Genomic DNA, 21,993 nt, shown 5'->3' on the forward strand with positions numbered 1-21,993 from the left:
AACAAGTAACTTCCGGAGTGGCGGGCACTCCCCCGACCCGCCGCCCCCGCGAGAAGGGAAGTCCCGATGACCGCCACGATGCTGGCCGGCCGGCTCGACGTCGCGAAGGGCGCCTTCGCCGTGGAGGAGGTCCCCGTCCCGGTACCCGGTCCGGGCGAGGTGCTGATCAAGGTGGAGGCCGCCGGCGTCTGCCTCTCGGACGTCCACCTGATCGAGGGCATGCTCAAGCCGCTCTACCTCAGGGGCGACAAGGTCACCCTCGGCCACGAGGTCGCGGGCACCGTGCACGCCCTCGGCGAGGGCGTGACGACCGCGGCCGTCGGCGACCGGGTGCTGCTGCAGGCCGGCGAGACCCGCGACGGCGCCGTGCACACCCGCGGCGTGGACTACGACGGCGGCTGGGCCGAGTACGCGCTCGCCACCGCCACCACCCTGGTGCCGATCCCGGACGAGCTCCCCTTCGAGCAGGCCTGCTTCATCCCCGACGCGGTCTCCACCCCCTGGGCCGCCATCACCACCACCGGCGCCGTGCGCCCGGCCGAGGCAGTCGGCGTCTGGGGCGTCGGCGGGCTGGGTGCCCATGGCGTGCAGCTGCTGCGGTCCATCGGCGCCTTCCCGATCGTCGCCGTCGACCCGCTGCCGGCCGCCCGCGAACGCGCCCTGGCCTTCGGCGCCGACGCCGCCCTCGACCCGGCCGACCCCGGTTTCGCCGGACTGCTCCGCGAGGCCACCGGCGGCCGCCCGCTGTCCGCCGCCTTCGACTTCGCCGGGGTCGCCCCGGTGCGCGAGCAGGCCATGGCCTCCCTCGGCGAGCACGGCCGCCTGGTGCTGGTCGGCCTCACCGACAAGCCGCTGACCGTCACCAACGGCACCCTGGTCAGCTACCTGCGCCAGCAGATCCGCGGCCACTACGGCTCGGACGGCCAGGACGTCGTCGACCTGGTCAACCTGGTCCGCGGCGGCCGGCTGGAGTTCTCCCGCTCGGTGAGCGGCACCTTCCCGCTGGCCGAGGCCGCCCGCGCGGTCGAGGCGCTGGAGCACAAGGAGGGCAACCCGATCCGCCTGGTGCTCAAGCCCTGACCTCGGCGCGAACCCTGACCTCGGCGCACCACCGACCCGGCGCCGCACCTCCGGACTGAGCCCGGCAGGTGCGGCGCCGCCTTCTTCCCGCGGCTACCGCACCTCCGTGACCCGCAGCGCCGGGCGCACCGCCTCGGTCGCCGCCTCGACGACCGAATCGCGGCCGCCGCCCCGCGGACCACCACCCCCTCAACTTCCCTGCCTCGCGCCGAAAATGGCATGCACGCCACTAGCCAACCGGCCAGTAGCGCCCCTACCGTCGACTCTTCCGTGAGACTTCGACGGAGGAGTCCGCCTTGCGTTCACGCCAACGCCAACGCCCCCACACCCGCTCCCTCCGACTCCCGGCCGCCGCCCTCGCCTCGGCCCTGCTCGTCACCGCCGCCCTGACCACCACCCCCACCGCCACCGCCGCACCCACCTCCGCGACGACGGCCGCCGCCAACGACTACTGCGGCGGCCACTGCTCCGACATCCTGCCGCCCGGCGAGAACGGCAACGCCACCCTCGCCGACATCCTGCTCAACCGGGCCTTCGGCACCCGCCCCGCGCACACCGACGACCAGCTCGGTCCGTACGCCGCCCTGGCCTCCGGCTACCCCGGCCTGACCGAGGCCAAGCTGCGCGACTTCTTCAACGACGCCTCCTTCGGCGTCCCCGCCGACCAGGTGGCCAGTTCCACCAGCCCGCGCCCGGACGTCACCATCGTGCGTGACAAGGCCACCGGCGTCCCGCACGTCACCGGCACCACCCGCTACGGCACCGAGTTCGGCGCGGGCTACGCCGCCGCCCAGGACCGGCTCTGGGTGATGGACCTCTTCCGGCACGTCGGCCGCGGCCAGCTGTCCGGCTTCGCGGGCGGCGCCGCCGCCAACCGCCAACTGGAGCAGACCTTCTGGCAGGCCGCGCCGTACACCGAGGCGGAGCTCCAGCAGCAGATCGACGCCATCGCCGCCCGCGGCGGCCGGGCCACCCAGGCGCTCGCCGATGCCAACGCCTACCTCGACGGCATCAACCAGTACGCCAAGGAGTCCTACAACGCCCGCACCTTCCCGGGCGAGTACGACCTCACCGGGCACATCGACCCGATCACCAACGCCGGTTCGATCGAGCCCTTCAAGCTGACCGACCTGGTCGCCCTCGCCTCCGTGGTCGGCGCGCTGTTCGGCTCCGGCGGCGGGGGCGAACTGGCCTCCGCCCAGGTCAAGTCGGCCGCCGAGGCCCGCTACGGCAAGGACGCCGGGGACGCGGTCTGGAAGTCACTGCGCGAGGCGGACGACCCGGAGGCCGTCCAGACCCTGCACGATGGCCAGAGCTTCCCGTACGCGACCGTCCCCGACCAGCCGCAGGGCGCGGCGCTGCCCGACCCCGGCTCGGTGGTGCCCGAGCGGGTGGTCTACGACGCCACCGGATCCGCGAACTCGCTCACCACCGGGGCGAACGGCGTCCTGCCCGGGAACCTGCTGACCGCCAAGCACGGCATGTCCAACGCCCTGCTGGTCTCCGGCGCCCACACCGACGACGGCCACCCGGTGGCCGTGTTCGGCCCGCAGACCGGTTACTTCGCCCCGCAGCTGCTGATGCTGGAGGAGATCCAGGGCCCCGGGATCAGCGCCCGTGGCGCCGCCTTCGCAGGCCTGAGCTTCTACGTCCAGCTCGGCCGCGGCCAGGACTACGCCTGGAGCGCGACCTCCGCCGGGCAGGACATCACCGACACCTACGCCGTCCCGCTCTGCACCACCGACGGCTCGCCGGTCACCACCGCCGCCAACTCCTACCTCTGGCACGGCCAGTGCCTGCCCTTCGACCGGCTGGAACGCAAGAACTCCTGGAACCCGACGACCGCCGACTCCACCCCCGCCGGCTCCTACACCCTGGTGATGTACCGCTCCAGGTACGGCCTGGTGAGCGCCCGCGGCACGGTCGGCGGCGCACCCGTCGCCTTCACCTCGCTGCGCTCCACCTACCGGCACGAGGCCGACTCCATCATCGGCTTCCAGGAGCTGAACGACCCCGCCACGGTGCGCGACGCCGCGGGATTCCAGCAGGCGGCGCAGGACATCAACTACACCTTCAACTGGTTCTACGCCGACTCGCGGGACATCGCCTACTACAACTCCGGCAGCAACCCGGTCCGCGCTCCCGGAGTGGACCCGGGACTCCCCGTCCAGGCCCAACCGGCCTACGAGTGGGCCGACTTCGACCCCGCCGCCAACACCGCCCGGTACACCCCGGCGGCCGAGCACCCGCAGTCAGTCAACCAGGACTACTACATCTCCTGGAACAACAAGCAGGCGAACGGCTACACCTCGGCCGGCTTCGGCAACGGCTCGGTGCACCGCGGCAACCTGCTGGACGACCGGGTCAAGTCCCTGCTCGGCAACGGCGGCAAGGCGAGCCGGGTCTCGCTCACCCAGGCCATGGAGAGCGCCGCCCTGGCCGACCTCCGGGCCGAGGACGTGCTGCCCGACCTGATCCGCGTGCTGCGCGGCGCGCCCGTCACCGACCAGGCCGCCCTCACGGCCCTGCAGCAGCTGGAGGCCTGGCTCGCCAACGGCGCCCAGCGGAAGGAGACTTCACCGGGCAGTCACAGCTATGCGGACGCCACCGCGATCCGGGTGATGGACGCCTGGTGGCCGCTGGTCGCCGACGGCGTCATGCGACCGGGCCTCGGCGACCCGCTGTTCGGCGCACTGACCGGCGCCCTCCAGATCAACGAGTCCCCCTCCGGCGGCCAGACCGGCGCCGCCAGCGGCCCGGTGAGCGCCAACGAGGCCATCCCGCACAAGGGTTCGGCCTTCCAGTACGGCTGGTGGAGCTACCTGGACAAGGACCTGCGCGCCGTCCTCGGCGACCGGGTGTCCGGCCCGCTCGCCCGCCCGTTCTGCGGCGGGGGCGACCTCGCGGCCTGCCGGACCGTCCTGCTGAACACCCTGAAGCAGGCCGCCGCCCAGACCGCCGCCCAGGTCTACCCGGGCGACGCGGACTGCGCGGCCGGCGACCAGTGGTGCGCCGACACGATCATCCAGCGCCCGCTGGGCGGCGTGACGGACGCCAAGACCACCTGGCAGAACCGCCCCACCTACCAGCAGGTGGTGCAGTTCCCCAGCCACCGCTGAACCGCCGCGGCCGGCGCCCCGCTCCGGGGCACCGGCCGTCGGTCACTCCGGTCCGCCCACCCGCTTCGCGATGACCGCCGCGCCCTCCCGCAAGTACCGGGGCTGGTCCCGCAGCCGCCGGACCACCTTGATGTACGCCTCGCGACTGTCGCCCGTGGTCATCCGGTCCGAGGCGGCCCGGGTCAGATCGACGAAGGCCTCCATCAGCCCGGCCATCGCCCCCATCAGCGCCGCCTCCTCCTTCTCCGGCACCTTCTCCCGACCGCTGTCCTGCGCCTTCGGCAGCGCGTTCTCCCTCAGCTGCCGCCGCGCCTCCTCGACCGCATCGACGATCGCCCGTATCCCGCTGTCCATCCAGGCCCCCTCGCCCTTCCGTCCTCCGACGTTCCCCGCGAGCCTTCCCACCCCGTCTCCCGCTTAGGCCCAGCCCGGCGCGCGGACCGCCGGAACTGCCCCTAGCGTGGTCCGGAGCCCCGACCACCCCCGGGCCGAGACCCGGGCCCCGCACCAGGAGGCATGCCGACCATGACCATCCCCCTCTCCGAGCTCACCGGCGACTACGTCCTCGACCCCACGCACACCCGGATCGGCTTCGTCGCCCGGCACGCCATGGTGACCAAGGTCCGCGGCGCGTTCCACCAGTTCGAGGGCACGGCCCACCTCGACGGGAAGGAGCCGTCCCGCTCCTCCGTCCAGGTGGTGATCAAGGCCGCCAGCATCGACACCGGCGTGGAGCAGCGCGACCAGCACCTGCGCACCAACGACTTCCTGGACGCGCCGACCTACCCCGACATCACCTTCCGCTCCACCGCGGTCGAGGCCCGCTCCGACAGCGACTACCGGGTCACCGGCGACCTCACCATCAAGGACACCACCCGCCCGGTCACCATCGACTTCGAGTACACCGGCAACGCCGTCGACCCGTACGGCAACCTCCGGGTGGGCCTGGAGGGCTCGGTCACCATCAACCGCAAGGACTACGGCGTCACCTGGAACGCGGCCCTGGAGGGCGGCGGCGTCCTGGTCGGCGAGAAGGTCGTCCTGGAGTTCGACATCTCGGCGATCCGCCAGGGCACCTGAACCACCGCACCGCGCAACCACCGAACCGCGCGACCACCGAACCGCGCGACAACCGAACCGCGGAACCACCGGACCGCACCGCAACCGCCCGGCTAGTCTCCTGGCATGCCGACAGATGACTCCCTCGCGACCGGCCAGCGTTCCCTCGGCGACCCCGCCCTCGACTACCCGCTCTGGCCCCCGCTCACCGCCGGCTGCCCGCGCACCGGCACTGAGGACGTCTCCTACCCCGTCGAGGTCGACTACGCCTACGAGAAGGCCGACCCCGCCGCCCTGTTCGACACCGCCCCGGCGAACCCCGCCCCGGCCAACGGCACCCCGGCGCGCCGCGGCCTGGAGCGCTGGGCCCCGCTGCTGCCGCCGCTGCTCGCCCCGGGCCTGGGCGAGGGCTCCACCCCGCTGGTGGAGCTCGAGCCGGGGGTGTACGTCAAGGACGAGTCCCGCAACCCCACCTGGAGCCACAAGGACCGGCTGAACCGCTGCACCACCAGCGCCGCCGTGGGCGTCGGCGCGCCGGGTATCGCGGTCGCCTCCTCCGGCAACCACGGTGCCTCGGCAGCCGCCTACGCCGCCCGCGCCGGACTGCCCTGCGTGGTGTTCACCGGCCCGGACCTGCCGCCGAACGTCGACGCCTTCCTCAACGCGTACGGCGCGGTGGTGCTCCCGGTGCCGTGGGAGGCCCGCTGGCCGCTGCTGCGCCAGACGGTCGAGCGGCTGGGTCTGCACCCGGTCAGCAACCTGACCACCACCCACACCGGCCACGCGTACGGGCCCGAGGGCTACAAGACGGTGGCCTACGAGATCTTCCAGGACGTCGGCGTGCCGAGCGCGGTGTTCGTCCCGACCGGCTACGGCGAGCTGCTGTTCGGCGTCTGGAAGGGCTTCGCCGAGCTGCGGCGGCTGGGCCTGACCGACCGGGTGCCGCGCGTCCACTCCTGCGAGACCGCAGCCTCCGGGCCGCTGGCCCGGGCGATCGCCGAGGGTCTTCCGGCCGCCCGTGTGACGGTCGGCCCGAGCGCCGCGTACTCGATCACCTCCCCGGTCAGCGGCTACCGGGGCGCGCTCGCCGTCCGGGCGAGCGGCGGCCGGGCCCTGACCCTCGACGACACGCAACTCACCGCTGCACAGCGGGAGTTGGCCAGAGCGGGGCTGTGGACCGAGCTGTCCTCGGCCGCCGGCCTGGCCGGGCTGCGCAGCCTCGGCGCGCCGGACCTCTCCGAGGGCCCGGTGGTCTGCGTGTCGACCTCCAGCGGCTTCAAGGACCTGGGCGTCGGCACCCACCGCACCGAGCCGGTCGCCCCCGACTGGGACGCGGTCGGCCGCCGTCTGCGCGCGGCCGGCCTCACCGACTGAGGCCCGGGTCCTCCACCGCCGCGAGGCCTGCTGTTCGCCCGCCCGCCCACACTCGTAGGGTTGCCGTAGGATCGGTGTTCGCCGAACGCCACCAGGCTTGCACCCTCCGTCAACTCCCCCCGCCTGTCGAAGGGTAGCCACCGTGTCGCGTTCCCTCCGCCGCCTGCTGCCGCTCGCCGTCGCCGTCGCGGCGGTGCCCGTGCTCGCCCTGCCCGCCCTCCCGGCCGGCGCGGTCACGTACGGCACCCCGACGATCACCTTCTCGGCCGGGTACCTGTCCGGCGCGGTCGGCGCCACCGGCGACCCGACCGTGACGGTGACGGTCGCCCAGTCCGGCGCCTCCGCCTCGGCACTGACCGTCGCCGCCTCCGCCACCACCCGCAGCGCCGTGGCCCGCACCGGAGACGTCACCGTGAGCGGCACCGGCGGCACCCGCACCCTGGCAGTGGCCGCCCAGGGCGTCGGCTACGCCGACCTCACCATCAAGGTCACCGGCCTCGGCGGCAAGAGCGCCACCCGCACCCTGCACTACGCCGCCTCCCCCTCCGTCCAGTTCTCCGCCACCAGCCGCTACCTGACCGGCTCCAGCGACGCCTCGGCCGCCGTGGACGCGGGCGGCGGCTACCTCGTGGTCGGCGACGACGAGTCCAACACCCTGCGCCTGTACGACCGCGACAACTCCGGTGCGCCGGTCCGCACCTGGGACTTCAGCTCGGCCCTCGGCGTCTCCAAGGAGATCGACATCGAGGCCGCCACCCGGGTCGGCGACACCATCTACTGGACGGGCTCGCTCGGCAACAACAAGGACGGCGTGGTCAAGCCCGACCGGCACACCGTCTTCGCCACCACCATCACCGGCTCCGGCGCCGACACCCAGCTCTCCCTGGCCGGCTCGTACCACGGCCTGCGCGACGACCTGATCACCTGGGACAACGCCCACGGCAAGCGCTACGGCTTCGCGGCCGGCGCCGCCGACGGCCAGGCGCCCAAGCAGATCGACGGGTTCAACGTCGAGGGCCTGGAGTTCGCCCCCGGCAGCACCAGCACCGCCTACGTCGGCTTCCGCGCGCCGCTCACCCCGGCCGTCACCGGCGGCCGGGCGCTGCTCGTCCCGGTCACCAACCTCCCGTCCCTGCTGAACGGTTCGGCCGCGCACGCGACCTTCGGCGACGCGATCGAGCTGGACCTCGGCGGGCTGTCCGTCCGCGACCTCCGCCGCAACGACCTCGGCCAGTACCTGATCGTGGCCGGCTCCTGGGCCGCCGAGGACAACTCCGCCCCGTACGCGCTCTACCGCTGGAACGGGCAGCCGGGCTCGCAGCCGACCAAGGTGATCGACCTGCCGACCAGCGACTACGGCGCCTGGGAGGCGGTCGCGGACGTGCCGGACCTGGACGCCCCGGGCGCCCGTGCCCAGCTGATCACCGACGACGGCTCCGCCGACCTCTACGGCGACGCCACCGCCGCCAAGGACCTCACCCACCCCGAGTGGAAGAAGTCCCGCAGCACCTGGTTCACCCTGAACTGACCACGCGCCAGGGCCCTTCGGCGGATCCGCCGAAGGGCCCGAACGCGCGTCCGCTCCGTTCAGAGCTCGACCAGCACCTTCCCCCGGTTGGCCGAACGGTCGAGGTAGAGGCCGCGGTAGGCCCCCGGGATGCTGTCGAACCCCTGGTGCACGGTCTGCCGGTACGTCAGCTGGCCGCTGCGGACCAGCGGCCCGAGGTCCCGCCGCAGCGCGGCCCAGTTCTCCTCGGTGAACCACTCCAGCGAGAAGATGCCGCGGATCGTGGCACGCGGGAACATGATCATCGGCAGCAGCCGGGGTCCCGACCAGTTCCCGCCGACCTGGCTCCCCCACTGCCAGCAGACGGCGACCCTGCTCTCCACCGCGAGCATGCCGAAGACCACGTCGGTCAGCGTCCCGCCGAGGCTGTCGAAGTAGCGGTCGATGCCGTCCGGCGCGAACGCCGCCAGCTCCTTCTCCACCTGCTCCGGCGCGTCACCGTCGTGGTACAGCAGCACCCCGTCGAAGCCCAGCTGCCACAGCCACTCGACCTTCTCCGGCGTCGCCGTGGTACCGATCACCCGCGCGCCCCGGTGCTTGGCCAGCTGCCCGACCAGTGAACCGACCGCCCCGGACGCCCCGCTGACCAGCACCGTGGACCCGGGCCGCACGTCGAGGAACTTCTCGACCGTCCCCCAGGCCGTCATCCCCGGCCCGCCCAGCACGCCGAGCGCGGTGGACAGCGGCAGGGCCTCGTCGTAGTCGGCCGGGTCCAGTCGGCGGAACGCCGGGAAGACCATCGGGAAGGTCCCGGTCTGCCAGAGCCGGGGCTCCCCGTCGCTGATCAGGTGGCTGCGCCAGCCGCCGAAGCCCTGCACCAGGTCGCCGACCGCGAAGCGCGCGGCCGGCCCGGCCTCCAGCACCTCCATGATCGAGTCCGCGCCCATGTGGTCGCCGATCGGCGTGTCCAGCGCGATGCCCTGGAGGTACGGGTCGACCGACACGTACCGGGTGCGCAGCAGCATCTCGTCCGCGGCGAGCCGGACGTCCACCTCCTCCACGACCTTCCGGTAGACCCGCTCGACGTCCGGCACGCCGTCCTCGTGCTCCTGGACGACCCACTTCTCGAATCTCACGAGGTGACTCCAAACTGCCGGTCGGCGGGGCCGACCGGTTCGATGAGCAGAGTGGGAAGCGGGGCGCTGTCGTCCACCTCGGCGGTGAAGGGCCTGTCGTCGTCGCGGCAGATGAACTGGACGACGTGCCGGCCGGCCGCCGCCGCCCTGATCAGCCCGCCGGTGGTCGCCCAGACCCCGGAGAGGTAGAAGTTGGCCAGGCCGGGCAGCCCCGGGCCGTTGCGCTTGATCTCCTCCTCCAGGGTCTCGCCGCTCTCCACGAAGGGCTGCCAACCAAGCACCGTGCCGTTGTAGTTGCCGGTGTAGCGGACCTGGGTGAGCGGGGTGGAGACGTCCTTGACGGCCACCGCCTGCCGGAGCCCGGGGTGGTGGCCGTCCAGGAACTCCACGATGGCGTCGCGCACCCGGCGCTTCTCCCGCTGGTACTCCCGTCCCCGGCCGACCGGCAGGGTGTGCAGTTCCTCGCCGCGCCGCACCCGGGGCTCCTGCTCCGGACCGGTGCTCAGCTCGCGCCAGGGCTCGATGTCGCAGAAGTAGCTGGCGTACACCACGGTGGTGTCGGTCGGCGACAGCTCCGGGTAGTGGCGGCTGCGGAACTGGACGTTGATGCTCGGGTGCCGGATGCCGGTGAGCCGCTCGGCGACCTCGTCCTCCAGCAGGTAGGTGGTGCACGGGTCCCCCGCCGGGAAGGGTCTGCGCAGGCCGAGGAAGACGGTCACGTAGCCGGGGAAGACCATGCCCGGTTCGGTGATGGTCTGGGTGTACAGCCGGCGGTAGGTGTCGCTCAGGTAGCGGCCCTTGAGCAGGTCCATCATGGTGGTCCGGCCGTCGCAGGCGGCCACCACGATGTCCGCCCGCACCTCCCGGCCGTCGCTCAGCCGCACCCCCACCGCGCGGTCGTCCTCGATCAGGACCTCCGTCACCTTGGTGTTGTACGTGATCTCGCCGCCCAGCCGCCGGTAGCGCTGCTCGATCGAGTTTGCCAGCCCCAGCGAGCCGCCCTCCGGTACCCCGGCCGACTGCCCGGCATGGCAGGCGAGTTGGAAGTAGTTGGGCAGCACCGGGAAGTTGGGGTGCTTCTCGTACAGGATGAAGTTGAACGCCTCCCGCAGCAGCGGGCTCCTGAACCGCGCCGAGTAGTCGCTCATCAGCACCGTGATCGAGCGCCGGATCACGTTGAAGTACGGCAGGAAGGAGGCCAGCATCCGCATCCGCTCCCACCGGCCCATCAGCCCGACCGGCTTGAGGAAGGGGTAACGGGCCAGGGCCAGGCGGAACTTGCGCAGCCCGGCGCAGAACTGCCGGATCTGCCGGGCGTCCTCGGGGGCGAGGTCCAGCAGGTGGGCCTCCAGCCGGTCCGGGTCGGAGTAGAAGTAGACCGCCCGGCCGTCCCGGGTGCGCACCACGTTGAAGACGTCGAAGTTGCGCATCCGCTTGCCCTGCAGTGCGCCGAGTTCGAGCCAGATCTGGTGCATCTCGTTGCCCGGGCCGCTGCCCAGCAGCCAGCTGACGCAGCAGTCGAAGGTGAACTCGCCGCGGTCCCAGCCGGTGCAGCAGCCGCCGGGGATCTCGTGCATCTCCAGGATCCGGGTGCGGTAGCCGTTCATCTGCGCGTAGCAGCCGGTGGACAGGCCGCCGAGTCCTCCGCCGATGATGACCATGCTCCGCCGGCCGTCGGTCGTCGTCCCGCTCACTCCGCAACTCCCACTTCCGCCACTTCGGCGCCCGCCACTCCCTCGTCCGCCGCTCCCCGGCCCGGCAGTCCGACGGTGGCCCGGCCGAGTTGCGGCAGGCGGCCCCACTTGCCCGGGTGCCAGGGTTCCCGGTTGTCGCTCGGCCAGGCCCGGAACGGCCGGCCGAGCTCCTCGCACAGGTACTGCGCGGCGAACCGCCCGCTGGTGGCCGCCCGGATCAGCCCCCCGAGCGAGGTCCACTGGCCCGCCATGGAGAAGCCGCTCAGTCCGGGCAGCCGCATCCGGTCCCGGTTGACCAGCCGGTTGGCGGCGTCCTCGGCCTCGGAGAACGCCTGCCAGGCGAGGATGCTGCCGTAGGTGTTCCCGGTGAACCGCTCGGTGGTCACCGGCGACGCCACGTCCACGAGTTCGATCCGCCGGCCGAGCTCGGGGTACGTCCGCTCCAGGAACTCCCGGACGAACGCGGCGACTTCCTGCTTGCGCGCCCGGTAGGCCCGGCGGTCACTGGTCCGCAGGTCCTTCCAGGAGCGGTAGTCGCTGAAGTAGGTGCAGTGCAGCACCGACTTGCCCGGCGGCGCGAAGCCGTCCGCGTAGGAGGAGCGCAGTTGCACCACCAGGCTGCGCTGGAGCGAGCCGGGCAGCCGCTCGCCGTCCTCGGGCGTCAGCAGGTAGGTGGTGCTGTGCGGCTCGCCCTCGGGCAGCGGGCCGTCGATGCCGACGAAGGCGGAGACCACGGACGGGTACAGGTTGCCCGGCTTGTCCAGCAGTTCGCCGTACAGCTTCTCGGTGGCGGGGCTGGAGTAACGGCCCTCGAGCAGCCGGTCGAGCACCGTCGGGCCGTCGCAGGCAGCCACCACATGGTCGGCGAAGTGCCGTGATCCGTCCTTGAGTTCCACCCCGATCGCGCGCCCGTCCTCGACCAGGACGCGCTCCACCCGACGGCGGTAGCCGATCACCCCGCCGAGCGAGGTGTAGCGCTCCTCCACCGATCGGGCCAGGCCGAGCGAACCGCCCTGCGGGAAGCCGGCGTTGCCGTTGTGGGCGGCCGCCAGGGTGTAGAGGTACGGCAGCAGCGGGAAGCCGGCGGGCTCCTGGAGGAACATGTTGGGGAAGGCCCGCCGCAGCAGCGGGTCCTGGAAGCGCTCCGCGAAGCCGCTCATCGGGGTGGTCGCGGTGCGCCAGAACAGCCGGAAGGCGGGCAGTACGGTGCGCAGGGTGCGCAGCCGTTCCGCCGTGGTGCGCAGCGGCGGCGGGGTGAGGTCCCATGGCAGCTCGATCGCGACGTAGCGGCGCAGGTCCCGGCAGAACTCCCGGATCGGCTTGGCGTCGCCGGGCGCGAGAGCCAGCAGGTGGGCCTCCAGCCGGTCCGGGTCACCGTAGAAGGTGACGGCCCGGCCGTGTTCGTCGACGACGCGGTTGAAGGTGTCGAAGAGGGTCACCGACTTGCCGTCCAGGGCGCCGAGTTCGCTCCAGACCTGGTGGGCTCCACTGCCCTCGGCGGTGCCGATCAGCCAGTCGATGCAGTAGTCGAACAGGTAGCCGTGCCGGGACCACGCGGTGCAGCAGCCACCGGGCAGCACGTGTTTCTCGAAGATCCGGGTCTCCAGGCCGCTCATCTGCGCGTAGCAGCCGGCGGCGAGGCCGGCCAGGCCGGCCCCGATCACGATGACCCTGGGCGGGCCGGCGTCGGCCCGCTCCCGGTCGGACCAGTCCGGTCCGCGGTCAGCCGAGGACATCGGCGGTGCCTCCGGTCAGGATGGCGCCCGCCAGTTCGGCGTTGCGGACGGCGAACTCCCCGTCGAGCATCTCGGCGTGGGCGCCGTGCCCGACGTACACCGCGGTGCCCGTGGTGGAGGCGCCGTGCCAGGAGCCCGGTTCGCCACCCAGGTGCACGGAGAGCCGTTCCTGCTCGCAGACCACGTCCAACTGGGCCTTCACCGTCCCGGCGTTGGGGGTTCGACTGCTGAACTCCAGGTATTCCCTGGCCTGTTCGAGGGTCTCCTGGGCGACGATCCGGGAGCCGGTGTGCCGGTGCAAGTGCTCGTGGAGTTCGCGTTCGAAGACGGCCAGGTGCTCCTCGCCGAGGTCGAAGGCCTCGGTGACCCGGTAGGCGTCCAGCAGCAGAACCGAGGCCACGGTGCGTCCGCGCCGCTCCAGCTCCTTGGCGACCTCGAAGGCGAGGTTGCCGCCGAGCGAGTAGCCGAGCAGGACGTACGGCCCATCGGCGTGCAGTTGCTCGACCAGGTCCGCGTAGCGGGCGGTCTTGTCGTCGCCGGTCAGGTAGTTGAAGGAGGCGATCCGGTGCTCCGGCAGGTGCGCGGCGAGCTGCCGGTAGACCAGCCCGTGGCCGCCGGCCGGCGGGAAGCAGAAGACCGTACGGTCCTCGGGCGCCCCGGCGTTGAACCAGAGGTAGGCCTCGCCGCCGGCCAGCTCGCCGGTGATGATCTGCTCCACGGTGCGGGCCATTCCGTGCAGGGTGGTGACCTTGAACAGCTGGCCCACCGGGATGCTGATGTTGAACTCGCTCTGGAGGTGGTGGATCAGCTCGATGAGCCGGATCGAGCTGCCGCCGAGTTCGAAGAAGTCGTGCTGGAGGCCGACCTCGTCCAGTCCGAGCAGGTTCTGCCAGTGTTCGGCGACCCTCGTCTCGTAGAGCGTGACGGGCGGTTCGTGCTGGGCGGCCGCGGTGTCGGCCTTCGGCTCGGGCAGGGCAGCGAGGTCCACCTTGCCGTTCGGGGTGAGCGGCAGGGCGGGCAGCTCGGTGAGGTAGGAGGGGATCATCACGGTGGGCAGGTGCTCGGCCAGGTGGCGGCGCAGTTCGCGGCGGTCCAGCACGGTGCCCTCGGCGGGCACCACGTAGGCGGCGAGGACGGCCTCGCCCCTGGCGTCCTGGCGGACCGCCACGCAGGCCTGGGCGAGCTCCGGGCGGGCGGTGAGGTGGGCCTCGATCTCGCCCAGCTCGATCCGGTGGCCGCGGACCTTGACCTGGTTGTCGATCCGGCCGAGCAGGTGCACGGTGCCGGCGGTGTCCCAGTGGCCGAGGTCGCCGGTGCGGTAGAGCCGTAGGGGCGTTCCGTCGAGGTCCAGGGTGCGGAAGCGCCGGGCGGTCTGCTCCGGGTCGTTGGGGTAGCCGGCCGCGACGCCCGCGCCGCCGATCCACAGCTCGCCGGGCACGCCCACCGGGACGGGCTCGCCGTACGGGTCCAGGACGTACACCGCGCTGTTCGGGAACGGCCGGCCGATCGGCACCATCCGGCCGGGTTCCAGCCCGTCGGTCGCACCCTCGTAGTAGGTGCTGTCGACGCTGGCCTCGGTCAGCCCGTAGGAGTTGACCAGCCTGGTGTGCGGACCGCACAGGGCGCGCACCCGCTGGTGCTCGGCGGCCTTCCAGGAGTCGGAGCCGACGATCAGCAGCCGCAGGAAGTCCAGCGTCAGGCCCTCGCGCTCGCAGTGGGCCAGCAGCGCGCGGGCCACGGCGGGCACGAACTCGCCGCCGTCCACGGCCTCCTCGCGCATCACCCGGTAGAGCCGGGCGGTGTCGAAGAGCAGCTCGCGGTCGACCAGGACTAGGGTGCCGCCGGTGCTGAGCGCCCGGGCGAGGTCGCCGGAGAAGACGTCGAAGGCGGTGCCGGCCATCTGGAGGTGCACCCGCACGTCGGTGTCGAGCCGGTACTCGGCGCGCCAGCCGGCGGTGACGGCGGCCAGGTTGCGGTGGTCGACCCGGACCCCCTTCGGGCGGCCGGTGGAGCCCGAGGTGTGGATCAGGTAGGCGGCCCGGTCCGGGTCGGCGGCGGGCAGCGGCACGGCGCCCCCCAGCACGGGCCGGTCCAGGGCCTCCAGGGTGACCAGTTCGGCTGGCAGTTCGGCCGCGAGCGGGCGCCGCTGGTCGACCACCACCAGCGCTGCTCCGGCGTCCGCCACCTGATAGGCGAGCCGGTCGGCCGGGTGTCCGGGGTCGAGCGGGAGGTAGGCGGCGCCCGCCCGCCAGATCCCCAGCAGGGTGGTGATCAGCTCGGGTGACTTGTCCAGGCAGACCGCGACCACCGAGCCCTCGCCGACGCCGAGTTCGCGCAGCCGTACGGCGGTGCGCTGGGCCTGCCGTTCCAGTTCGGCGTAGGTCAGCCTGCGGACGCCGTCCCGGCCGGGCGCGACCACCGCGACGGCCCCCGGCCGCTCGGCGGCGGCCTTGGCGATCAGCTCCGGAACCGGGGTGCCGTGCTCGATCCGGCGCTCGGCGCCGCTGAAGGCGGTGAGGATCCGCCGCCGTTCCGCCTGCCCCAGCATCCGCAGCCGACCGACCGGCTCGCTCTCGGCTGCGCGGGTCATGGCGTCCAGCAGGTTGCGGTAGTGCTCGGCCAGCCGCTGGACGGTGGCGGGGTCGAAGAGGTCGGAGTTGTACTTGAAGACGCAGTGGAAGCAGCCGTCCGCGCGGTCCTCGTAGGCGGACAGCGTGAGGTCGAACTGGCCCTCTTCCTCGGGGAGTTCGATGTAGTCCAGGCGGTAGCCGAAGCGCTCCACGGCGACCTTGTGGGTGAGCAGGATGAACATCGCCTGGAACACCGCGGAACGGCTCGGGTCGTGCTGGAGGCCCAGCTGCTCGACCAGCAGCGGGAAGGGGTACTCCTGGTTGTCCAGCCCGCCGAGCACGCTCTCCCGCACCCGGGCCAGCAGCTCGGCCACGGTCGGCTCCCCGGCCAGGCTCACATGCAGCGGCAGCGGGTTGACGAAGTAGCCGTAGACGGAGGCGAACTCCTCCTGGGTGCGGCCGGTGACCGGGCTGCCGACCACGATGTCCTGCTGCCCGGACCACCGGTTCAGCAGCAGGTAGTAGGCACCGAGCAGCACCATGAACGGGGTGGCGCCGTTGGCGCGGGCCACCTCGTGGACCCGGGCCGTCAGTTCGACGTCCAGTCGGAAGAACTCGGAGGCGCCGTTGTGGGTCTGGACGGGCGGGCGCGGCCGGTCGGTGGGCAGTGCCAGCACCGGCATCTCGGCCGGCAGGTGGCCGCGCCAGTAGTCGAGCATCCGCCGGGCCTCGGGGCCGGCCAGGAAGCGGTTCTGGCGGTTGAGGAAGTCCAGGTAGCGGGCGGGCACCGGGGGCAGGTCCGGGGTGCGCCCCTGCCGCAGCGCCTCGTAGACCTCGAACAGCTCCTCGATGAAGGTGAAGGTGGAGATCGCGTCCGAGACGATGTGGTGGACGGCCTTCATCAGCACCCAGCGGTCCGGGCCGCGCCGGAACAGCCGCAGCCGCACCAGCGGGTCCTCGGCGAGGTCGTACGGCCGCCGGTACTCGCGGACGATCAGGTCGTGGATCTCCTCCCACGGCCGGCCCTCGACGTCGAACAGCCCGGTGTCGGCCTCGACCTCCGCCCGGATGCGCTGGACCGGCCGGCCCTGCTCAGCGGTGAAGGCCGCGCGCAGCTCGGGGTGCCGGGCCACGAGGTGGCGGAAGGCCTCGAACATCAGCTCCGGGTCGAGTTCGGCGCGGACCTCGACGGCGCCGCCGATGTTGTACGCGAAGCCGTCCGGGTGCAGCAGCCGCAGGAACCAGAGCGCCTGCTGGTTGTGGGTGAGCGGGAAGCGGGACTCGTCGGTGTACAGCTCCACCTCGGCCTCGGCCGGGCCGCCGTCGGCGGCGAGCCGCTCGGCCAGCCCTTCGGCGAGCAGGTCCACCAGGTCGCCGACGGTGCCGTTGCTGAGCAGGGCCACCACCGGCAGGGCGACGCCCAGTTCGCCGTGCACCCGGGCGCGCAGCTCCATCGCGAGCAGCGAGTCCAGGCCGTGCGCGCCGAGCCTGGTCTCCTCTTCGATCCGCTCGGCGCCGATCCGCAGCACGGCCGCGGCGGCGGCGGTGAACCGTTCGGTGACCAGTTCCCGGCGGGCCTGGGGGCCGGCCGCGCGGTAGGCGTCGAGGAAGCCGCCGGTCTCGGCCGGGGCCTGCTCGGCGGCGCTCGCCGCCAGGTCGGCGACCAGCGGCGGCGGCGCCGGGTACCAGGCGAGGAAGGTCGGCCAGTCGACCACGGTGGCGACCAGCAGTTGGGCGCGGTCCTGGCCGAGGACGCGCTCCAGGACGGCCGTTCCGGCGTCCGGCGGCAGGGAGCTCATGCCGCGGGCGTCGCGGTAGTGGGCGACCAGGCCCAGTTCCTCGATCATGCCGGTGGCCCACGGGCCCCAGTCCAGACTGAGCCCCGGCAGCCCCTCGGCCCTGCGGTGGTGGGCCAGGGCGTCCAGGAAGGCGTTGCCGGCCGCGTAGTTGGTCTGCCCCGCGGTGGTGAGCAGCGAGGCGACGGAGGCGAACAGCACGAAGTGGTCGAGCGGTTCGTCGCGCAGCAGCCGGTGCAGCAGGTGGCCGCCGATCACCTTGGGGGCGTAGCCGGCGTCGAAGGCCGTACGGTCCATCTGGGCGAGCAGGGTGTCCTTGACCTGCCCGGCGAGGTGGAACACGCCTCGGATGGGCGGGAGTTGGCGCTGCCGGTAGTCGGCGAGCCAGTCCGCGAGAGCGGTCTCGTCGGTGACGTCGACCTGGGCGAGCAGGGGTTCGGCGCCGAGCGCCTGGAGTTCACGCAGGAAGGCGATCCGCTCGCCGGCGGGGGTGTCCGGGTCGGTGTGCGCCCACGCGGAGCGCTCGGGCAGGGCGGTGCGGCCGACCAGGATCAGCCGCCGGGCACCGCGCCGGACGAGGGTGCGGCAGAGCAGTCGGCCGAGGGCACCGAAGGCGCCGGTGACCAGGTAGCTGCCGTCGGGGCGCAGGACCGGCGGCAGCGGGCGGGTGAGGCCCTCGGCCTGCCGCAGCCTGCTGGTGAGCCGGGTGCCGGCCCGCAGGGCGATCTCCTGCTCGTCCCGGGCGGCGAGTTCGGTGAGCAGCGCCTCGGCCTGGTCGGCGGCGTCGACGGCCGGGTCGAGGTCGATCAGGGTGCCGCGCTGGGCGACCAGTTCCTGCTGCCACAGCACCCGGCCGATGCCCCAGGCGGGGGCGCCGAGCGGCTCGACCCGGTCGCCGGGGGCGGCGGCCTGGGTGCCCCGGGTGACGATGTGCAGCCGGCCCTCGGGGCGGGCGGCGGGCAGGGCCTGGGCGAGGGTGATCAGGGAGTAGGCGCCGAGGGTGGCGAGCGGGCCGAGCCGGTCGGCGCCGGCGGTGGCCAGGGCGGGCTGGTCGAGGTTCCAGAGGTGGACGACGGTGCCGAAGCCTGGGTCGAGGTCGGCGAACAGCTTCCGGACGTCCTCGGCGGAGTCGGGCCGGACGGTCGAACGTCCCTCCCCGTGCCGGTATTCGTCGCCGGGCCGGACCAGGTGGCAGCGGGCGCCGCGAGCGGCGGCCAGTGCGGCGAGCCGATCGCCGAGGCCGTCCTCGTCGGCGAAGAGCAGCAGGTCTCCGGGGGCCTCGTCGGCGGCCGGCCGGGCGGCTTCGACCCAGCCGACCTCGGTGAGCCAGCCGTCGATGGTGGCGAGCCCGACGGAGGCCGGGGCCTGGGCGACGTCGGCCACCCGGAAGCCGGTGACCCTGCCGACCGGGGTGCCGTCCTCGGTGTACAGCGCGAGGTCGCCGACGAGTTCCTCGCCGCTGTCCCGGGTGACGGTGGCGTGCACCCAGAGCGGGCGGTCGCCGATCTCGTCGAGCCGGACCTCGTCGATCGAGACCGGGAGCCGGACGCTGCCGTCCTCGGGCGTCTCCAGCCGGGTGGCCAGCAGGGTCTGGAAGCAGCCGTCCAGCAGCACCGGGTGCAGGTGGTGGTCGGCCGCGTCCGCACCGAGCTGCGCCGGAGGCCTGACCCGGGCCAGCGCCTCGCCGGGGCCCGTCCACACCTCGGCGATGGCCTGGAACGCGGGCCCGTAGTCGTAGCCGCGCCCGGCCAGCCGCCGGTAGCAGTCCGGGCCGTCGAGGTGCCGACCCCGGGTGCGCAGGGCGTCCACGTCCAGCGCGGGCCCGTAGGAGCGGCGCTGGCCGGTGCGGACCCGGCCGCTCGCGTGCACGCTCGGCTCGCCGCCGGCCGGGGTGGAGGCGACGGTGAAGCGGGCGTCCTCCGGTGCGTAGCCGAGCTGGACGGGGACGGGCTCGCTCTCGGAGAGGAACAGGGCCCGGTTCAGCTCGACCTCGGCCAGCGTCACCTCGGTGCCGCCGGTCAGGGTGCGGACGGCCTGGGCGGCCATCTCCAGGTATCCGGCGGCCGGGAAGACCACCTGGCCCTCGATCCGGTGGTCGGTCAGGTAGGGCAGCCGCTCGGGGTCGAGCGCGCTGGTCCAGCCGGGCTGGGCGCTCGCGGTGCGGCGGCCGAGCAGCGGGTGGTCGAGCTGCCCGAGCCGGACCTGCTCGACCGGCTTGGGCTCCACCCAGTAGCGGTCGCGCCGCCACGGGTAGGTCGGCAGCGGCACCGGGCGGCCGGCCGGGTGAAGCGCGTACCAGCTCAACTCGACGCCGAGGGTGTGCAGTTCGGCGAGGCTGCGGGCGAGGCGCTCGGGCTCGTCCTGCTGCCGGCGGATCGACGGCACGGTGTGCGCCTGCTCCGCGCACTCGCGGATCGCGTGGCCGAGCACCGGGTGCGGGCCGAGCTCCAGGAACAGCCGGTGGCCGTCCTCGGCCATCCGCTCGACGGCGGCCCGGAAGCGGACCGGGTTGCGGACGTTCTGCCACCAGTACTCGCCGTCCAGCTCCGGCCCGCGGGCGAGCCCCTCGCGGGCGGTCAGGTAGAGCGGTAGCCGCGCCTCCTGCGGCTTGATGGCGGCGAGCGCGGCCACCAGCTCGTCCCGGATCGGGTCCATCCGCACGCTGTGGTAAGGGACTTCGACGTCCAGCAGGCGGGCGAAGACGCCCTGCTGCCGCAGTTCCTCGGCCAGCGCGCCCAGCGCCTCGGCGTCCCCGGCCAGGGTCACCGCGGAGGGGCTGTTGACCGCTCCGAGCGAGACCTCGGAGCGGTACGGGCGGATCCGGCGCTCCACCTCGGCCTCCGGCAGGCCGACCGCGAGCATGGTGCCGGTGCCGGCCAGGCGCTGCTGGAGCCGGCTGCGGGCGAGCACCACCCGCACGGCGTCGGCCAGGTCGTACACCCCGGCCTCGTGGAACGCGGCGACCTCGCCGGTGCTGTGCCCGACGACCGCGTCGGGACGCAGGCCGTGGCTCCGCCAGAGCGCCGAAAGTCCCACCTGGACGGCGAAGTTGGCGGGCTGGGCCAGCCAGGTCTCGGCCATCCGGGAGTCCGCCTCGTCACGGCCCAGCTCGGTCAGCAGCGACCAGTCGGCCTGCGCCCGGATCTCCCGGTCGACGGCCTGCACGGCCTCCCGGTAGACCGGCTCGTGCTCGTACAGCCCCCGGCCCATCCCCCACCACTGCGGGCCCATGCCGGTGAACACCCAGGCCAGTCGGCGCTGCCCGCGCTCCCGGGCCCGGCCCTGGACCACCCGGGGGTGCTCCTCGCCGCGCCCGTACGCGGCCAGTGCCTCGTCCAGGTCCTCCCGGGTGGAGTAGACCACCCCGAGCCGCTCGGGGAGGTGCTGGCGACGGTGCGCCAGGGTGTGGCCGAGGTCGGCCAGGGACGCCCCGTCGGCGAGCTCCTGCCGTACGGCTGCGGCCAGTTCGGGCAGTCCGGCGGCGTCCTTGGTGCTCAGCGGCAGGACCGTGCGGGCCGGCTGGGCCGCCGGCGCGGCGGGGGCGGGCCGCGGCGGCTCCTCCAGCAGGACGTGGGCGTTGGTGCCGCCGAAGCCGAAGGAGTTGACGCCGGCGCGGGCCGGGCCCCGGTGCTCGGGCCAGTCCGTCGGGGCGGTCGGGATCTCGAACGGCAGCGCGTCCAGGTCGATGCCGGGGTTGGGCCGCTCCAGGTTGAGGTGCGGCGGGATGCGGCGGTGCTTGATCGCGAGCGCGGTCTTGATCAGCCCGGCGACGCCGGCCGCCGCCTCGGTGTGCCCGATGTTGGTCTTGACCGAGCCGACGTAGCAGCGGTCCCCGGCGCGCCGGCCGATGCCGAGCACCCGGCCTAGGGCGGCGGCCTCGATCGGGTCGCCGACCGGGGTGGAGGTGCCGTGGGCCTCGACGTACTGGAGGCTGCCGGGCTCCACCCCGGCCTCGGCGCAGACCCGCTCGATCAGGGTGACCTGGGCGTCCGCGCTGGGGACGGTGATGCCGTTGGTGCGGCCGTCCTGGTTGACGCCGGTGCCGAGGATGACGGCGTGCACCGGGTCCCCGTCGCGCAGCGCGTCGGAGAGCCGCTTGAGCACGACCACGCCGACGCCCTCGGCCCGGACGTAGCCGTCGGCGGAGGCGTCGAAGGCGCGTGAGCGGCCGTCCGCGGACAGGAAGCCGCCCTTGGTCTCGGCAATCGTGTACTGCGGCGCCATGTGCAGCAACGCCCCACCGGCCAGGGCGAGTTCGGTCTCGCCGCGGAGCAGGCTCTGGCAGGCGAGGTGGACCGCGACCAGCGAGGAGCTGCAGGCGGTGTCGATCGAGACGCTGGGCCCGCGGAAGTCGAAGCAGTGCGAGATCCGGTTGGACACCATCGTCATCATGGTGCCGGTGGCGGTGTGCGCCGCGATGGTGGCGAAGTCGAGGTCGGCGAACTGGAGGATCTTCCAGTCGAGGGTGAAGGCGCCCATGTAGATGCCGACTTCCCGGCCGGCCAGCTCGCCGGGGCGCAGCCCGCCGTCCTCCAGGGCCTCCCAGCTGACCTCCAGGAGCTTGCGCTGCTGCGGGTCCATGTGTTCGGCCTCACGCGGGCTGATCCCGAAGAAGTCGGGGTCGAAGGTGTCGAAGCCGTCGATGTAGCCGCCCCGGCCGCCGATCAGCCGTCCCGGCTTGGCCCGGTCCCGACTGCCCAGTGTTCCGGTGTCGTAGCGGTCGGCGGGCGTCTCGGTGAGACAGTCCCGGCCCTCGATCAGGTTGCGCCAGTAGGAGCGGTGGTCGTTGGCGTGTCCCGGCAGGCGGCAGCCGATACCGGTGATCGCGATGCGTTCGCGGGGCGCGGCGAAGGGCGAGGAGGTCATGATCCAATCCGGGGGTGACGGCGTGGCGCCGGGGACACGGGCAAGTGGGAGCGGCC

At 73.2% G+C, this 21,993-nt stretch carries 10 protein-coding genes; 5 read left to right on the plus strand and 5 right to left on the minus strand.

All coding sequences use genetic code 11. The features are described from left to right. Positions 1 to 66: 66 nt before the first annotated feature. The gene (locus tag ACWDBE_RS03700; protein WP_449807116.1) at positions 67 to 1,080 is read left to right on the plus strand and encodes a zinc-binding dehydrogenase; all 1,014 of its coding nucleotides are present in this window, start codon (positions 67 to 69) and stop codon (positions 1,078 to 1,080) included. Between the two features lie 296 nt (positions 1,081 to 1,376). After that, positions 1,377 to 4,199, plus strand: a complete 2,823-nt coding sequence (locus ACWDBE_RS03705) for a penicillin acylase family protein (protein WP_449807117.1) — start codon at positions 1,377 to 1,379, stop codon at positions 4,197 to 4,199. Between the two features lie 42 nt (positions 4,200 to 4,241). On the opposite strand, the gene ACWDBE_RS03710 is transcribed toward ACWDBE_RS03705, so the two are convergent. Beyond that, positions 4,242 to 4,553, minus strand: a complete 312-nt coding sequence (locus tag ACWDBE_RS03710) for a hypothetical protein (protein ID WP_449787666.1) — start codon at positions 4,551 to 4,553, stop codon at positions 4,242 to 4,244. Between the two features lie 171 nt (positions 4,554 to 4,724). On the opposite strand from ACWDBE_RS03710, the gene ACWDBE_RS03715 reads away from it, so the two are divergent. From ACWDBE_RS03715 to ACWDBE_RS03725, 3 genes are all read left to right on the plus strand, one after another. After that, a complete protein-coding gene (locus ACWDBE_RS03715) occupies positions 4,725 to 5,279 on the plus strand; it encodes a YceI family protein (RefSeq protein ID WP_449787667.1) in 555 nt (184 codons plus the stop codon). Positions 5,280 to 5,384: 105 nt separating this feature from the next. Then, positions 5,385 to 6,632 (plus strand): threonine synthase, encoded by a 1,248-nt coding sequence (locus ACWDBE_RS03720; protein ID WP_449787668.1) that lies wholly within the window; start codon positions 5,385 to 5,387, stop codon positions 6,630 to 6,632. Positions 6,633 to 6,774: 142 nt separating this feature from the next. Next, positions 6,775 to 8,160 (plus strand): hypothetical protein, encoded by a 1,386-nt coding sequence (locus ACWDBE_RS03725; protein ID WP_449807118.1) that lies wholly within the window; start codon positions 6,775 to 6,777, stop codon positions 8,158 to 8,160. A 59-nt stretch (positions 8,161 to 8,219) separates the two neighbouring features. Here ACWDBE_RS03725 and ACWDBE_RS03730 read toward each other — a convergent pair whose 3' ends face one another. Genes ACWDBE_RS03730 through ACWDBE_RS03745 form a run of 4 tightly spaced genes read right to left on the minus strand, consistent with a single transcriptional unit; the run spans position 8,220 to position 21,937 of the window. Further along, positions 8,220 to 9,275, minus strand: a complete 1,056-nt coding sequence (locus ACWDBE_RS03730) for an MDR family NADP-dependent oxidoreductase (protein WP_449787670.1) — start codon at positions 9,273 to 9,275, stop codon at positions 8,220 to 8,222. Beyond that, positions 9,272 to 10,936, minus strand: a complete 1,665-nt coding sequence (locus ACWDBE_RS03735; RefSeq protein WP_449807184.1) for a phytoene desaturase family protein — start codon at positions 10,934 to 10,936, stop codon at positions 9,272 to 9,274. Before ACWDBE_RS03735 ends, ACWDBE_RS03730 begins: the two co-directional genes overlap by 4 nt. A 29-nt stretch (positions 10,937 to 10,965) precedes the next feature. Then, positions 10,966 to 12,705 (minus strand): phytoene desaturase family protein, encoded by a 1,740-nt coding sequence (locus ACWDBE_RS03740; protein WP_449807119.1) that lies wholly within the window; start codon positions 12,703 to 12,705, stop codon positions 10,966 to 10,968. Next, positions 12,692 to 21,937: a non-ribosomal peptide synthetase/type I polyketide synthase gene (locus tag ACWDBE_RS03745; protein WP_449807120.1), complete on the minus strand. Its 9,246-nt coding sequence runs from the start codon at positions 21,935 to 21,937 to the stop codon at positions 12,692 to 12,694. The genes ACWDBE_RS03740 and ACWDBE_RS03745 overlap by 14 nt, the downstream gene beginning before the upstream one ends. Positions 21,938 to 21,993 lie beyond the last annotated feature (56 nt).

It is taken from the genome of Kitasatospora sp. NPDC001132 (assembly GCF_053598415.1).